The sequence below is a fragment of the Phycicoccus sp. Soil803 genome, from assembly GCF_001429685.1.
In the GTDB taxonomy this organism is placed as follows: domain Bacteria; phylum Actinomycetota; class Actinomycetes; order Actinomycetales; family Dermatophilaceae; genus Pedococcus.
In genome coordinates this window covers 2708852-2722846 of the sequence record NZ_LMST01000001.1, presented here as the reverse complement: position 1 = coordinate 2722846, position 13995 = coordinate 2708852, and the positions used below count along the sequence as shown (strand labels likewise).

Here is a 13995-nt window from a genome sequence, read left to right as displayed (position 1 = left end):
CGGTGCGCGACCACAGGATCGACATCGTCGACGAGACCTTCATCCGGGCCTCGCCCGAGGTCGTGCGCGCGAGCCTGGACGACCAGGCCTGGGTCGCGCAGGTCTGGCCGCACCTGGCCCCCACGGTGACCCGCGACCGTGGGGTCAAGGGCGTGCGCTGGGCCGTGACCGGCCAGGTCGTCGGCGAGATGGAGGTCTGGCTCGAGCCGTTCCGCGACGGGGTGGTCGTGCACCACTACGTCCGGGGCCACCGGGGCCCGCGGGCGCCCCGGAACGTGGCCACGCGGCATACCCTGCGCTGGAAGCGGGCGGTGCACGGTCTCAAGGACCGTCTCGAAGGCGGTCCGGCGTCCGACACCTCGGCGTTGTAGCCTTCGGCGCATGGCCGACCGCACCGAATCCAGCATCGACATCGACGCAAAGCCGGGTGAAGTCCTCGACGTCATCGCCGACTTCGAGAGCTATCCCGAGTGGGCCACCGAGGTCAAGGCGGTCAGCATCCTCACGGAGGAGGGCGACGGCTGGGCCGACCAGGTGCAGTTCACCCTCGACGCCGGGGCGATCAAGGACACCTACACGCTCGACTACGAGTGGGACGTCGCGAGGAACGGCACGGGGGTCGTCTCCTGGAGCCTCGTCGAGGCCACCGTGCTCAAGGCGATGAACGGCTCCTACACGCTCGTCGCCAAGGGCAAGGACGCCACGACCGTCACCTACCGCCTCGCCGTCGACGTCAAGATCCCGATGCTCGGGATGCTCAAGCGCAAGGCCGAGAAGGTCATCATCGACACCGCGCTCAAGTCGCTGAAGAAGCGGGTGGAGGGTTGAGGCAGCTCGCCGCCGCGGACCCTCGATAGCCAAGGGGCGTCGACAGCCATGCGCGTCATCCTCTTCACCGGCAAGGGCGGGGTCGGCAAGACCACCACGGCAGCCGCCACGGCCGTCAAGGCGGCTCGGGCCGGCGTCAAGACCCTGGTCATGTCGACCGACGCTGCCCACTCGCTGGGTGACGCGCTCGGGGTCGCCCTGGGCGGGTCGCGCAGCGGGTCACCGGTCGACGTCGAGTCCGGCCTCTCCGCCCTGCAGATCAGCCCGCCCCACCTGCTGGGCGAGTCGTGGCGCGTGGTCCAGGACTACCTGCTCGCCGTCCTCGACACCGTCGGCGTCGACCCGGTCGTCGCCGAGGAGCTGACCCGCCTCCCCGGCGCGGAGGAGGTCGCGGCCCTCCTCGAGCTGCGGTCGCAGGTCGAGTCGGGCCCGTGGGACCTCGTCGTCGTCGACTGCGCCCCGACCGCCGAGACCCTGCGCTTGCTGGCCCTGCCCGAGGCGCTCGCCTGGCACCTCGAGCGCCTGCTCCCCGCGCAGCGCGGCCTGATCCGCACCCTGCGTCCTGCTGCGGCCGCGGCTGCCGGGGTGCCGCTGCCCGACCCCGCGGTGGTCGAGGCGGTCACCGGGTGGCACCGGCAGATGCGCGAGGTCCACCGCATCCTGACCGGTGACCAGACCTCCGTGCGACTGGTCCTGACGCCCGAACGCGTCGTGATCGCCGAGTCGCGGCGCACCTGGACGTCCTTGTCGCTCTACGGCTTCGTCGTCGACGCGGTCGTCGTCAACCGGGTGTTCCCGGACGCCACCGCCGAGGAGGGCCGGACCGATGCCTGGCGCGCCTCGTGGAACACGGCCCAGCGGGGTGGCCTGGTCGAGGTGTGCGAGTCGTTCGCCGGGCTGCCGGTGGTCGTGACTCCGTATCTCCCGTCGGAGCCGATCGGTGCCGACGCGCTCGCCGCGCTCGCCGAGGCGCAGGAAGGCGGCAGCGACGTCCTCGCCCCCGTCACCCACCGCGGACTGACGGTCGAACGCACCGACGAGGGGTTCCTCCTGGTCCTGCCGCTCCCGCTGGCCCACGCGGCCGACCTGGGCCTGCAACGCCGCGACGACGAGCTGGTCGTGACGGTGGGGGAGCACCGCCGGGTGCTCACCCTGCCGTCGGCTCTGCAACGATGCGTGGTCGAGGGTGCTTCCGTGCGCGACGGACTGCTGCGGGTGCGCTTCGTCCCCGACGAGGAGGTCTGGCCGCGTGGCTGACGACGAACGCCCTGCCGTGGGCACGGTGGCGGAGGAGGCTGCCCGCCTCCTGGACGCGCTCGGTGGCTGGGCCACCAGTGCGCAGGCCGGGTATGCCGCGGGGCCGGGTCACGCGGCGTCCGGGACCGACGGGTCCGGGACCGAGGAGCCGGGCACCCACGCAGGGGGCGCCGACTCGACCACCCCGCGCTGCTCGTCGTGCGGCGCGCCGAGCGGCGTCGGGCAGGCGGTCGCCTGCCAGCTGTGCCCGGTCTGCCAGGGCATCGGGCTGCTGCGGTCGGTGCGACCCGAGACCGTCGACCGGTTGGCCGACCTCGCGGGTGCGCTCGCCGCGACGCTGCGCGACATCGCCGGCCAGCGCCGCGCCGACACGGGGAGCTCCGGGTCGGCCTCGCCCCGCCGGTCGCAACCCCACTCCTCGCGGGTCCAGGACATCGCGGTCGACGACGAGGACGCCCCGGGGAGCGCGACCTCATGAGCGGCGGACTGGCGATCGGGATCGACATCGGTGGCACCAAGGTCGCCGGGGGAGTCGTGGACCCCGGCGGCGTGGTCGTGGCCCGCGCCCGTCGCGACACGCCGCACCGCTCGACCAGCCCCAGCGTCGTCGAGGACACCATCGTCGACGTGGTCGCCGAGCTGATCGACGGCGCGGGTGACGACGTCGTCGCGGTCGGGATCGGCGCAGCGGGCTTCGTGGCCGCCGACCGCGCGACCGTGGTCTTCGCCCCCCACCTGTCCTGGCGCGACGAGCCCCTCGAGGCCAACCTGCAGCGCCGGGTGCCGGTGCCGATCTCGGTCGACAACGACGCCAACGCGGCGGCGTGGGCCGAGTGGAGATTCGGTGCGGCGCAAGGCGACTCGCACGTCGTGATGGTCAACCTCGGCACCGGGATCGGGGGCGCGATGATCCTCGACGGACAGATCATGCGCGGCCGGTACGGGATCGCGGGGGAGTTCGGCCACATGCAGGTGGTCCCCGGTGGCCAACGCTGCGAGTGTGGCAACAAGGGCTGTTGGGAGCAGTACGCGTCGGGCAACGCGCTGGTGCGCGAGGCCCGGGCGATGATGACGGCGGGCAGCCCGATGGCGACCGACCTGCTCAACCTCGTGGGTGGTGACCCGTCGTCGCTGACCGGTCCGATGATCACCGAGGCGGCCCGCGACGGCGACGCGACGGCCACCGAGCTGTTGGGCGAGATCGGCCAGTGGCTGGGGATCGGGATCGCCAACCTGGCGGCGGCCCTCGACCCGGGGGTGTTCGTCATCGGCGGTGGGGTCAGCGCCGCGGGAGACCTGCTGCTCGAACCGGCCCGCACGACCTTCCGACGGCACCTCACGGGCCGCGGCTACCGGCCCGAGGCCCGGATCGTCGCCGCAGCCCTGGGCAACGAGGCGGGGTTGATCGGCGCAGCGGACCTGGCTCGCCGCGACGCCCTGGAACGGGCCGCGGCCGAGGGCGCATGAGCACGATGCGGGTGGCGTCCTACAACCTCAAGGACTTCACCCTCGACCGGCACGCGGCGGCACGCGTCATCCGTGCCATCGACCCCGACGTGCTGTGCCTGCAGGAGGTGCCTCGACGGCTGTTCTCGACCTGGCGGGTGTCCGACTTCGCGGCCGAGTGCGGCCTGTTCTGGTCCGGACGGCACCGCGGCAGCGGCGGCACGACGATCTTCACCTCCCTGCGCGTGCAGGTGAGCGAGTCCCGTCACCACCGGCTCCGGGTGGCTGCCCTGCAGCGCACCCGGGGGTATGCCGTGATCCGGGTCGGTCCTGCCGGTCACCAGCCGCTGGTGGTGTCGTCGGTGCACCTGAGCCTCGACGCCGACGAACGCGAGCGGCACGCGGGCCAGATCCTGCGGACCGTCTCCGGGGGCGGCCCGGTGCTGCTGGCCGGGGACCTGAACGAGGGCGAGACCGGCCGGGCCTGGCGGCTGTTCGCCTCGCCACTGCGCCTCATCTCACCGCCCGTGCCGACCTACCCGGCGAGCGCCCCGCACCGGGTGCTCGACGTCATCTTCGCCTCACCCGACCTCACGGTGCTCCCGCACCGGGCGGTCGAGCTCGAGGTCGCCGACCTCGTCGCCGCCAGCGACCACCGCCCCACGTGGGTCGACGTCGACCTCGACCCGCAGGCGGTGCCGACCGCGGAGACCGAGACCGAGGGCGAGCCCGTGGTCCCTGCGTCCACCGTCGAGCGCGTCGAGGAGGTCGCTGCCGATGCGGCGGCGAGCAGCTCCCAGGACGACCCACCGGGCTAGGCAGGTGACGCAGGCCCTGGACGGGTTGCCAGCGCGCTGCGCGAGCGTCAACCGGTCAGCCGGGATCGGCGTGCACCGTGGTCACCGGAGATGGGTCAGATCCGGGCGCCGTTGTCGGGGTCGTCCTCGTCGCGGGCGTGCGGCTGTCGCATCACCAGCAGGACGAAGCCCATGACGGTCAGCCCCAGCGCGCCGAGGGTCCACCAGTCGCTGACGTCCGGTCGGAACATGACGATCCAGAGCAGCAGCAGGGGGCCAGCCACCAGGCCGACGATGATCCCCCAGAACTGCAGGTCCTCCTGCGGCGGCAGGGGAGCGGTCGGCCCGGGCTCGAAGTGGTCGTCGTCGAGGTCCGAGAGGTCGCGGAGCTCCACCGGGTCGGGGGAGTCCTCGCCGGGCTCCGGCTCGGGGATCTCGGCTCCGCGCCAGACGACGAAGGGCCGGGTCGGCGGCGGGTTGGTGTTGGACCGCAACGGAGGGTTCACGCCGGGGCCGAGAACCTGGGGTGGGTCGCCGGGTGCGGTCGGCCCCTCGACGGTCCTCGGGTCGGGCCCGGCGTCCAGCCCGGCGTCGGTCCCTGCGTCGGTCCCGGCGTCGGTCCCCGCGCCGGTCGCCGCAGTCGTGGCAGCGCCGTCCGCGGCGTCGGGCAGCGACTCGACCTCGTCCCAGCGCGCGATGATGTCCGCGAACTCGGCGTCGACGTCGCGGTCGCTCATGGATGCCCCTTGGTCTGGATCGGACGACTGGCCGGCCGGTGTGGGACCGGCCCGATCAGGTCAGCCGCTCGATGAACTGCACCGACTCGTCAAAGATACGTGGCGCGTCGTGGTCGAGGGTAGCCACGTGGTAGCTGTCGCGGAGCAGGATCTCGGTGGAGTCCTCGCTGGAGATCCGGGCGAGCACCAGCTCGGAGCTCGCGGCCGGCACGACGTGGTCCTCCGCGGAGTGCAGGAGGAGCACCGGCTGCGTGACCTCCGGCAGGTCGCGGATGACGTTCTTCCACGCCGTGAACTGCGAGTGGGCGGCCTGCACCGGCGACCGCTCGTAGGCCAGCTCGACCACCCCCGGCTTCTTGATGTCGCTGCCGATGGGGGCCACGCTCGGCACGACGTGGCGCAGCACCGGCACCAGCCGTACCCGCCAGTCGTCGAACTTCACCGCGGGGTTGACCAGGACCAGGCCGGACACCCGCGGCCCGTGCTCCTGGGCGAGCGCGAGCGCCAACGCACCGCCCATCGAGAGACCTCCGACGAAGACCCGGCCACAGCGTTCGTGGAGCTCGCGGAACGAGGCGTCAGCGACGGCATACCAGTCCTGCCACCGGGTGCGGTTGAGCTCCTGCCACGTCGTGCCGTGTCCCGGGAGTCGCGGGACGCGGACGGTCAGGCCGCGCTCGGAGAGGTGCTCGGCCCACGGCCGCACGGCTTGGGGTGTGCCGGTGAAACCATGGAGCAGGAGGACCCCCGTGTCGGTTCCGTCGTGGGAGTACGGCTCGGCGCCGGGAAGCACGGACAACGGGGCTCCTGGTGGACTCCGGGGTCGGACGGGGGGATCCGACGATGGCGCGCATTCTCGCACGGTGCCGCGAGGTCGCCCTCGGTACCGTAGAGTTCACGGCGTCACTTCGGAGGTGTGCTGGTGTTCTACTGGGTGCTCAAGACGGTCGTTCTTGGCCCGATCCTCAAGTTGCTCTTTCGCCCGTGGGTCGAGGGCGAGGAGAACATTCCCGACGACGGCGCCGCCATCTTCGCGAGCAACCACCTGTCCTTCTCCGACTCGATCTTCCTGCCGCTGGTGGTCCCTCGTCGCATGACGTTCCTGGCGAAGTCCGACTACTTCACGGGTCGGGGCCTCAAGGGTCGCGCGACGGCAGCGTTCTTCCGCGGCGTGGGCCAGCTGCCCGTCGACCGCTCCGGCGGTCGGGCCGGCGAGGCGGCCCTGCGCTCGGGGCTGAAGGTGCTGCGTCGCGGCGAGCTGCTCGGCATCTACCCCGAGGGCACCCGCAGCCCCGACGGCCGGCTCTACCGTGGCCGCACCGGTGTCGCGCGGATGGCCCTCGAGGGCAAGGTCAAGGTGCTCCCCGTCGCGATGATCGGCACCGACAAGGCCCAGCCCACCGGCACCAAGATCCCCAAGCTGATCCGGATCGGCGTCAAGATCGGCAAGCCGCTCGACTTCTCCCGCTACGAGGGCATGGAGGACGACCGGTTCGTCCTGCGGTCGATCACCGACGAGATCATGTACGAGCTGATGCTCCTGTCCGACCAGGAGTACGTCGACATGTACGCCACGTCGATGAAGGACCGCATCCTCGCCGCCGCGAAGACCAAGGCCCGCGAGCTCCAGGAGGCTGCCCTCCCGGGCACCGCCGCCAAGGAGCTCGAGGAGGCGCTCGACGCCCAGGACGACGAGTCGTCGCGCAAGGTCCGCCCCAGCGTCGACGACGCCGTCGGTGACATCGACGAGCTGACCGCCCGCGACGACGTGCGGACCGAGGCCGGGGCCGACCCGCTCCCCGCCGAGGGCGCGGGCGACGCGGCCTCCGACGAGGTGCCCCCGGGCGCCCGCGCGGCGAGCTGAGGGCACCTTCGCCGTGGCGCGGCACCTGAGCCTGTCCGCGCGCCAGGACGTCGCCGCGCCGGGTTCGCAACCCGAGGTGGTGTCGGCGTTCTGGAAGGGCATCGACGTCTTCCGACCTCTCGCGCTGGCCTATGCCGCGTACTCGCTCTGGGACCGCCCGCACGACCTGGTCCGGCCGACCCTCGCCTGGTTGGTGCTGGCGGTGCTGGGCGTGTGGACCGTCTTCCTCGTGTTCTACCGCCGTCGCAGGCTGTGGCTGGTGGTCGTCGAGCTGCTGCTGGCCGCCGGGGCGATCCTCGCGACCAGGCTGGTCGACACGGCGGAGGCGATCGAGGCCGGTAGCCGCACGCTGCCCACGTTCTGGCCCGCGGCGGGGGTGGTCTCGGCGGCCGTGCTGCTCGGTCGCACTGGCGGCCTCGCGGCGGCCGTCTTCATCGGGGTCGTCGACGTGGTCGAGGTCGGCCGGGCGACGCCCAACACCATCAACAACATCGTCCTGCTCCTGCTCATCGGGACGCTCATCGGCTATGCCTGCGACCTGGCCCGCGAGGGCCACGCCAAGCTGCGCGAGGCGCTCGCCCTCGAGGCCAGCGTGCGCGAGCGCGAGCGGTTGGCCCGCACCGTGCACGACGGCGTCCTGCAGACCCTCGCCTTCATCAACCGGCGTGGCACCCAGCTCGGCGGGGAGTCGGCGCAGCTCGGCGCCATGGCAGCCGACCAGGAACGCCTGCTGCGCGCCCTCGTCAGCGGCACGTCGCCGGCCGACACCGAGGCGACCGTCTCGGGGGATGTCGACCTGCGCCAGCTGCTCGGGCGTTACGCCGGCGGCCGGGTGCACCTCGTCGCGCCCGCCGACCCCGTGCTCGTGCCTCCGCGCGTGGCGGGTGAGCTGGTCGCCGCCGTCGGTGCGGCGCTCGACAACGTGCGCGTGCACGCGGGCGAGGAGGCCCAGGCCTGGGTGCTCGTGGAGGACGACGGCGACGAGGTCGGGCTGACCGTGCGCGACAACGGCGTGGGTATGCCGGCGGGTCGCCTCGACGAGGCGGCCGCGGCCGGGAGGATGGGTGCGTCGTCGAGCATCCGGGGTCGGCTCACCGACCTGGGTGGGACGGCCGAGTACGCGGGACGCGAAGGAGCTGGGGTGACCGTGCGGATGCGGGCGCCGAAGGACGGCGGACGAGACGGAGGAGCGCGATGAGCGAGCAGGAGCAGCCCGGCGGCGACGCGGGGTCGGAGCCCCCGCGGCAGCCGAGCGTGGTCGTCGCCGACGACCACCCGTTGTGGCGCGACGCCGTGGCCCGCGACCTGGCCGAGGCAGGCATGGCGGTGCTGGCCACGGCCGACGACGGACCGTCCGCGGTCAACCGCACCAAGGCCACCCGGCCGGACGTGCTCGTCCTCGACCTCAACCTGCCCGGGATGCGCGGCCACGAGGTGTGCGCTGCCCTGGGTTCACTGGAGACCCGGGTGCTCGTGCTGTCGGCGTCCGGCGAGCAGCAGGACGTCCTCGAGGCGGTCAAGGCCGGCGCGACCGGCTACTTGGTGAAGTCCGCCTCCCGGGAGCAGATCGTCGAGGCGGTCCGGGCGACGGCGCGTGGTGAGGCCGTCTTCACGCCGGGTCTGGCCGGGCTGGTGCTGGGGGAGTTCCGCAAGCTGTCGACGCAGCCGCAGACCGACCCGTCGCGGCCGATCCCCGAGCTGACCGAGCGGGAGACCGAGGTGCTCAAGCTGGTCGCGACCGGCATGTCCTACAAGGAGATCGCGTCCGACCTGTTCATCTCGCACCGCACCGTGCAGAACCACGTGCAGAACACGCTGGGCAAGCTGCAGCTGCACAACCGGATCGAGCTGGTGCGGTTTGCGATCGCGAAGGGTCTCGACACCCCGGAAGCCTGAGCGGGTCCGGCGACGGGCCCGGGCGGGCGTCGGTGAGGACCCGGTCAGTCCGAGTCGCTGGAGTCACTGGCCCGGCGGTAGCGCTCGTAGACGACGCCGCCACCGAAGGTCCGGGTCTCGGTGAGCGCGAACCTGACGCGGTCGCTGACCGGCGGCAGGTGGGGGGTGCCGCCGCCGACGACGAGCGGGTAGCGGAACACCCGCAGCTCGTCGACGAGCCCGAGCTCGAACGCCTGGCCCGCCAGGTCCGCCCCGCCGATGGAGAGGTCGCGGTCGGTCTCGTCGGCGGCGCGGGCCACCTCCTCGGCCACCGTGCCCCGGGCGATGCGTGCGTTGCCCTGCACGGTCTGGAGGGTGCGGCTGAAGACCACCTTCGGCAACGCGCACCAGACGTCCGCGAACGCCGCACGGTCCTCGGTGGCACGCAAGGACTGGTCGGTCTCCCAGACGAGCATCTCCTCGTAGAGCCGGCGGCCGCAGAGGTAGGCGCCGAGCGAGCCCACCTCGGCGAGGTGGGCCCGGAACTGTTCGTCGTCGGGACCGCCCCAGTCGAACCGGCCCTCCCGGTCCTTGATGAAGCCATCGACCGTGACGCCTATCGAGTACATCAGCACGGCTACCGGCTCCTTGCTCTGGTGGGCAGCTCCACGGTAGTGCGCAGCCCGCCGTCGGGTCGCGGGGTCAGGGTGAGGATCCCGTCGTGCGCCCGCACGATGCTGTCGACGATGGCCAGTCCGAGGCCGACTCCCGCGTGGTCGCTGCGCGCCCGCCCGACGCCGCGCTGGAAGGGTTCGACGAGGGTGGCGACCAGGGCCGGGGTCAGGTGGGCGCCGGTGTTCTCGACCGTCAGCAGGGCGCCGTCGGGACGGGTGCCGGTGGTGACCCAGACGTGGCCGCCGTCGCGGGTCAGGTTGTGCACGATCGCGTTGTGCACGAGGTTGGTCGTCACCTGTTGCAGGAGCGTGGGCGACCCGGTGGCGGGCGCAGCAGCCCCTGACGTCTCGATCGTCACCCCGCGCTGCTCCGCAGTGGGCAGGAGCGTCTCGGCGGCCTCCTCCGCCAGGAGCGACAGGTCGACGTCCTCCCGTGTGAAGGACCGCTGGTCGGCGCGACTGAGGACGAGCAGCGCCTCGGTGAGGTCGATCGCGCGAGCGTTCACGGACTGCAGCCGGTTCACCAGCTCGCGGTGGTCGACGCCAGGATCCTTGCGCGCCACGTCGAGGAGGGTCTGGGTGACCGCGAGGGGCGTGCGCAGCTCGTGCGACGCGTTCGCCGCGAACCTCTGCTGTTCAGCGACCCGGGCCTCGACCTTGGCCAGCATGGCGTCGAACGCATCGGCGAGCTCGCGGAACTCGTCGCGGCGTCCCTCGAGCCGGATCCGGTGGGACAACGAGCCCGTGCCGGCCAGCCGGGCGGCGTCGGCGATCCTGGTCAGCGGTGCGAGCATCTGTCCCGCGAGGAACCACCCGCCGACCAGGCCGAACACGAGCAGGAAGACCATCGCCTGGCCGGCTCTGGGGGCGAAGGCGTCGAGGAGGTCCCTTCGGCTCGGGCTGAAGGCCGGGCCGAAGTTCGACTCGGTGGGCACGTAGCGCAGGAGGAACACCCACACCGTGGCCATCAGCAGGCCGCCCGCGACGATGAGGAAGGCGGCATAGCTGAGGGTCAGCTTCAGGCGGACGCTCAGGCCGGGCGCCCTATCCACGGCTGGCTCCGGCACCGGCGACCGTGGGTTCCTCGTCGGGTCCCGCGTCGATGCGGTAGCCGACGCCGGGCACGGTGACGATGACCCACGGCTCACCGAGCCGCTTGCGCAGCGCGGAGACGGTGATGCGCACCGCGTTGGTGAACGGGTCGGCGTTCTCGTCCCACGCGCGCTCGAGCAGCTCCTCGGCGCTGACGACCCCGCCCTGTGCCGCGACCAGCACCTCGAGGACGGCGAACTGCTTGCGGGTGAGGGCGACGTAGCGACCGTCCCGGTGCACCTCACGGCGGAACGGGTCGAGCCGCACCCCAGCCGCTTCCAGCACCGGTGGCCGGTTCAGCCCGCGCCGCCGGTCCAGCGCCCTCAGCCTGAGCACGAGCTCGCGCAGCTCGAACGGCTTGGTGAGGTAGTCGTCGGCGCCGAGCCCGAACCCCGACTCCAAGTCGTCCAGCCGGTCCGCGGCGGTGAGCATGAGGATCGGTGTGCCGGTGCCGGAGGCCACGATGTGCCTGGCCACCTCGTCGCCGGACGGGCCGGGGATGTCGCGGTCGAGGACCGCGATGTCGTAGGTGTTGGTGTCCAGGAGCTCCAGCGCGGTGTGCCCGTTGCCGGCGAGGTCGGCAGCGATGGCTTCCAGTCGGAGGCCGTCGCGGATCGCCTCAGCCATGAACGGCTCGTCCTCGACCACCAGCACCCGCATACCCGGGATGCTAACGACCGCCGGCATATCGCCGACGTATGCAAAACCGGATACGCCCCGGCAACAGCGCGCTGGCTTGGGTAGCACCATGATCCCCCACCAGCCGACACCCACCACAGCGCGACCCCCGAGATCGCGCGTGCTCCTCGTCGTCCTCCTCGCCGCGGTCGCCGCGGTCGCCGCCGGAGTCGTGGCCCTCTCGCCGGTCGACCTGCGCCACGAGGTCCACACCGTGCCCCGCCCCGGGGTTGCGTCGCAGACCTCGCTGACGCCGCCTCGCGCCGCGATGGTCCCGGCCGCTGACGACGGTCAGGCGGGTCGGGACCCGCGGAGCGTGCCGACCTCGGTGCCCGGCGAGGGCTCCGTGGGCCCGGGCGGCGCGGTCTTCGACGACAGCAGTGCGACGGTGGCCAACCTCGACCCCGCGCTGCTGGACGCCCTCCGGACCGCCGCGACGGCGGCCCTCGACGACGGCGTCGAGCTCCACGTCAACAGCGGCTGGCGCTCGGCGGCCGAGCAGGAGCGGCTGCTCGAGCAGGCGGTGGCGGAGTACGGGTCGGTGAAGGAGGCCAGACGCTGGGTGGCCACCCCGGAGACGTCGGCGCACGTGTCCGGCGATGCCGTCGACCTCGGCCCGTCGGAGGCTGCGCGCTGGCTCGCGCGGCACGGCGCGGCCTACGGGCTGTGCCAGATCTACCGGAACGAGCCCTGGCACTTCGAGCTGCGACAGGGTGCCGCGCTCGACGGCTGTCCATCGATGTATGCCGACCCCACCCAGGACCCACGGATGACGCGATGAGCACGGCGCGGTGGCACGACGTCCTGGGCACCTACACCGGTGTCGTCGTGCTCACGGTGGCCGCCCTCCCGCTGGTGCTGCAGACGGTCTGGTCGTTGGTCCGCAGGCGGACCGCTCGCGGCAGCAGCTCGGTCGACGCCTGGCGGACCTCGGCAGCGGACGTCGGCATCGTCTACGGGACCGTGCCCTGGGTCTGGCTGACCATGCTCCCGGGCAGCCGGGCGGGTGAGGTCACCGGGGCGGTGAGCCTCGTGCCGCTACGCGACCTCGAGACCATGTCGACGGTGCAGGTCGTCGGAAACCTGCTCATCTTCGCGGCGCTGGGGTTCCTCGCCCCGTTGCGGTTCCCGGCTCTGGCCTCGGTGCCGCGGGTCACCGCCCTGGCAGCCGGCTGTTCGGCCCTGATCGAGACGGCGCAGTACGTCCTGCGCCTGGACCGGGTGTCGTCGGTTGACGACGTCCTCCTCAACGCGGCGGGGGCCGGCCTGGCCGCCGTCGTCTCGCTGGCGTCGCGCAGGTCCTACCGGTTCGCCGTCCAGCTCCGTCAGCGCCACCCGTGACCGCGATCCGAGCCGCCTGCCCACCCGCTGGGATGCGCACCTATCCTTGACCGGTGAGCACCACGCAGCACCACGACGCCCTCGCCAGCCTCGCGGCCGGCGCAGCCCTCCCGGCCGCCCAGCAGCCGGAGTGGCCCGACGCCGCCCGCCTCTCCAGCGCCGTCGCCGAGCTCGCGTCCTATCCGCCGCTGGTGTTCGCGGGGGAGTGCGACGTCCTCAAGTCGCGGATGGCCGCCGCGGCGCGCGGTGAGGCCTTCGTGCTCCAGGGCGGCGACTGTGCCGAGACCTTCGCCTCGGCGACGGCCGACAACATCCGCGACCGGGTCAAGACGATCCTCCAGATGGCGGCGGTCCTCACCTACGGTGCGTCCGTCCCGGTGGTCAAGGTCGGCCGGATGGCCGGGCAGTACGCCAAGCCGCGCAGCAGCGGTGCCGAGATGCGCGAGGGGGTGAGCCTCCCGGCCTACCGCGGCGACATGGTCAACGACTTCGAGTTCACGCTCGAGTCGCGCACGCCCGACCCGCAGCGGCTGGTCAAGGCGTACCACGCGAGCACGGCCACCCTGAACCTCGTCCGCGCCTTCACGCAGGGTGGTTTCGCCGACCTGCGCCACGTGCACGACTGGAACCGCGGCTTCGTCGCCAACGCCGCCAACAGCCGTTACGAGCGGCTGGCCAAGGACATCGACAAGGCGATGAAGTTCATGCAGGCCTGTGGCGCCGACTTCGACGCCATGCGCACGACGGAGTTCTTCTCGTCCCACGAGGCCCTCCTCCTCGACTACGAGCGGCCGCTGACGCGGGTCGACAGCCGCACCGGTGAGCTCTACGACACCAGCGGACACTTCATCTGGGTGGGGGAGCGCACCCGGGACATCGACGGGGCGCACATCGACTTCGTGTCGAAGGTGCTCAACCCGATCGGCGTCAAGCTGTCGGCCAAGGCAGAGGTCGACGACGTGCTGCGCCTGATCGACAAGGTCGACCCCGACCGCGAGCCCGGCCGGCTGACCTTCATCACCCGCATGGGTGCCAAGACGGTGCGTGACGCCCTGCCCACCCTGGTCGACAAGATCACCGGCAGCGGCGCCCAGGTCACCTGGATCTGTGACCCGATGCACGGCAACACGTTCGAGTCCGCCAGCGGCTACAAGACGCGCGACTTCGACGACGTCGTGGAGGAGGTGCGCGGGTTCTTCGAGGTGCACCAGGGGCTCGGCACGGTGCCCGGCGGCATCCACGTCGAGCTCACCGGCAACGACGTCACCGAGTGCCTCGGGGGCGCGGAGAAGATCCTCGACGCCGACCTCAACAAGCGCTACGAGACGGTCTGCGACCCGCGGTTGAACCACCAGCAGAGCCTCGAGCTCGCGTTCCTCGTCGCCGAGATGCTGGCCAAGGACTGA

Annotated in this window: 17 protein-coding genes; 12 read left to right on the top strand and 5 right to left on the bottom strand. The window is 72.3% G+C overall.

Annotated elements, in window-relative coordinates; translation table 11 throughout:
• The first annotated feature begins 2 nt into the window (after positions 1-2).
• From ASG95_RS12505 to ASG95_RS12480, 6 genes are read left to right on the top strand one after another with little or no spacing between them, the layout of a single operon-like run.
• Positions 3-371 carry a polyketide cyclase / dehydrase and lipid transport gene (locus ASG95_RS12505; protein ID WP_157582022.1) on the top strand — a complete coding sequence of 123 codons (369 nt, stop codon included), beginning with the start codon at positions 3-5 and terminating at the stop codon, positions 369-371.
• Positions 372-381: 10 nt separating this feature from the next.
• Positions 382-828, top strand: a complete 447-nt coding sequence (locus ASG95_RS12500) for an SRPBCC family protein (protein ID WP_056920759.1) — start codon at positions 382-384, stop codon at positions 826-828.
• Between the two features lie 48 nt (positions 829-876).
• Positions 877-2085, top strand: coding sequence for an ArsA family ATPase (locus ASG95_RS12495; protein WP_057377677.1), 1209 nt, complete (start codon positions 877-879; stop codon positions 2083-2085).
• A complete protein-coding gene (locus ASG95_RS12490) occupies positions 2078-2563 on the top strand; it encodes a hypothetical protein (RefSeq protein ID WP_057377676.1) in 486 nt (161 codons plus the stop codon). Before ASG95_RS12495 ends, ASG95_RS12490 begins: the two co-directional genes overlap by 8 nt.
• On the top strand, positions 2560-3552 hold the full coding sequence (locus ASG95_RS12485; protein WP_057377675.1) for an ROK family glucokinase: 993 nt from the start codon (positions 2560-2562) through the stop codon (positions 3550-3552). The genes ASG95_RS12490 and ASG95_RS12485 overlap by 4 nt, the downstream gene beginning before the upstream one ends.
• Positions 3549-4349, top strand: a complete 801-nt coding sequence (locus tag ASG95_RS12480; RefSeq protein WP_082592576.1) for an endonuclease/exonuclease/phosphatase family protein — start codon at positions 3549-3551, stop codon at positions 4347-4349. Before ASG95_RS12485 ends, ASG95_RS12480 begins: the two co-directional genes overlap by 4 nt.
• A gap of 95 nt (positions 4350-4444) precedes the next feature.
• Here ASG95_RS12480 and ASG95_RS12475 read toward each other — a convergent pair whose 3' ends face one another.
• Positions 4445-5065, bottom strand: coding sequence for a hypothetical protein (locus tag ASG95_RS12475; protein WP_057377674.1), 621 nt, complete (start codon positions 5063-5065; stop codon positions 4445-4447).
• 55 nt (positions 5066-5120) lie between these two features.
• Entirely contained in the window at positions 5121-5858 is a 738-nt protein-coding gene (locus tag ASG95_RS12470; RefSeq protein ID WP_235544197.1) for a carboxylesterase, read from the bottom strand.
• Between the two features lie 129 nt (positions 5859-5987).
• Between ASG95_RS12470 and ASG95_RS12465 the strand changes: the two genes are divergently transcribed.
• The 3 genes from ASG95_RS12465 to ASG95_RS12455 are packed head-to-tail and all read left to right on the top strand — an operon-like array spanning position 5988 to position 8825.
• Positions 5988-6929: a 1-acyl-sn-glycerol-3-phosphate acyltransferase gene (locus ASG95_RS12465; RefSeq protein WP_082592574.1), complete on the top strand. Its 942-nt coding sequence runs from the start codon at positions 5988-5990 to the stop codon at positions 6927-6929.
• A 13-nt stretch (positions 6930-6942) separates the two neighbouring features.
• Positions 6943-8127 carry a MacS family sensor histidine kinase gene (gene macS, locus ASG95_RS12460; RefSeq protein ID WP_057377673.1) on the top strand — a complete coding sequence of 395 codons (1185 nt, stop codon included), beginning with the start codon at positions 6943-6945 and terminating at the stop codon, positions 8125-8127.
• On the top strand, positions 8124-8825 hold the full coding sequence (locus ASG95_RS12455) for a response regulator transcription factor (protein WP_057377672.1): 702 nt from the start codon (positions 8124-8126) through the stop codon (positions 8823-8825). The genes macS and ASG95_RS12455 overlap by 4 nt, the downstream gene beginning before the upstream one ends.
• A gap of 44 nt (positions 8826-8869) precedes the next feature.
• Here ASG95_RS12455 and ASG95_RS12450 read toward each other — a convergent pair whose 3' ends face one another.
• Genes ASG95_RS12450 through ASG95_RS12440 form a run of 3 tightly spaced genes read right to left on the bottom strand, consistent with a single transcriptional unit; the run spans position 8870 to position 11230 of the window.
• Positions 8870-9433 carry a dihydrofolate reductase family protein gene (locus ASG95_RS12450; protein ID WP_235544195.1) on the bottom strand — a complete coding sequence of 188 codons (564 nt, stop codon included), beginning with the start codon at positions 9431-9433 and terminating at the stop codon, positions 8870-8872.
• 8 nt (positions 9434-9441) lie between these two features.
• Positions 9442-10530: a HAMP domain-containing sensor histidine kinase gene (locus ASG95_RS12445; RefSeq protein WP_057378896.1), complete on the bottom strand. Its 1089-nt coding sequence runs from the start codon at positions 10528-10530 to the stop codon at positions 9442-9444.
• Positions 10523-11230, bottom strand: a complete 708-nt coding sequence (locus ASG95_RS12440; protein WP_057377670.1) for a response regulator transcription factor — start codon at positions 11228-11230, stop codon at positions 10523-10525. Before ASG95_RS12440 ends, ASG95_RS12445 begins: the two co-directional genes overlap by 8 nt.
• A gap of 88 nt (positions 11231-11318) precedes the next feature.
• On the opposite strand from ASG95_RS12440, the gene ASG95_RS12435 reads away from it, so the two are divergent.
• Genes ASG95_RS12435 through ASG95_RS12425 form a run of 3 tightly spaced genes read left to right on the top strand, consistent with a single transcriptional unit; the run spans position 11319 to position 13995 of the window.
• Positions 11319-12029, top strand: a complete 711-nt coding sequence (locus ASG95_RS12435; protein WP_057377669.1) for a M15 family metallopeptidase — start codon at positions 11319-11321, stop codon at positions 12027-12029.
• On the top strand, positions 12026-12589 hold the full coding sequence (locus ASG95_RS12430; protein ID WP_057377668.1) for a VanZ family protein: 564 nt from the start codon (positions 12026-12028) through the stop codon (positions 12587-12589). The genes ASG95_RS12435 and ASG95_RS12430 overlap by 4 nt, the downstream gene beginning before the upstream one ends.
• A gap of 53 nt (positions 12590-12642) precedes the next feature.
• Positions 12643-13995, top strand: coding sequence for a class II 3-deoxy-7-phosphoheptulonate synthase (locus tag ASG95_RS12425; RefSeq protein ID WP_057377667.1), 1353 nt, complete (start codon positions 12643-12645; stop codon positions 13993-13995).

What these genes read in the sequence shown, in the direction of transcription:
- ASG95_RS12500 (WP_056920759.1), top strand. Translation starts at nt 382, where the DNA reads ATGGCCGACCGCACCGAATCCAGCATCGACATCGACGCAAAGCCGGGT.
- ASG95_RS12495 (WP_057377677.1), top strand. Translation starts at nt 877, where the DNA reads ATGCGCGTCATCCTCTTCACCGGCAAGGGCGGGGTCGGCAAGACCACC.
- ASG95_RS12485 (WP_057377675.1), top strand. Translation starts at nt 2,560, where the DNA reads ATGAGCGGCGGACTGGCGATCGGGATCGACATCGGTGGCACCAAGGTC.
- ASG95_RS12480 (WP_082592576.1), top strand. Translation starts at nt 3,549, where the DNA reads ATGAGCACGATGCGGGTGGCGTCCTACAACCTCAAGGACTTCACCCTC.
- ASG95_RS12475 (WP_057377674.1), bottom strand. Translation starts at nt 5,065, where the DNA reads ATGAGCGACCGCGACGTCGACGCCGAGTTCGCGGACATCATCGCGCGC.
- ASG95_RS12455 (WP_057377672.1), top strand. Translation starts at nt 8,124, where the DNA reads ATGAGCGAGCAGGAGCAGCCCGGCGGCGACGCGGGGTCGGAGCCCCCG.
- ASG95_RS12450 (WP_235544195.1), bottom strand. Translation starts at nt 9,433, where the DNA reads ATGTACTCGATAGGCGTCACGGTCGATGGCTTCATCAAGGACCGGGAG.
- ASG95_RS12440 (WP_057377670.1), bottom strand. Translation starts at nt 11,230, where the DNA reads ATGCGGGTGCTGGTGGTCGAGGACGAGCCGTTCATGGCTGAGGCGATC.
- ASG95_RS12435 (WP_057377669.1), top strand. Translation starts at nt 11,319, where the DNA reads ATGATCCCCCACCAGCCGACACCCACCACAGCGCGACCCCCGAGATCG.
- ASG95_RS12430 (WP_057377668.1), top strand. Translation starts at nt 12,026, where the DNA reads ATGAGCACGGCGCGGTGGCACGACGTCCTGGGCACCTACACCGGTGTC.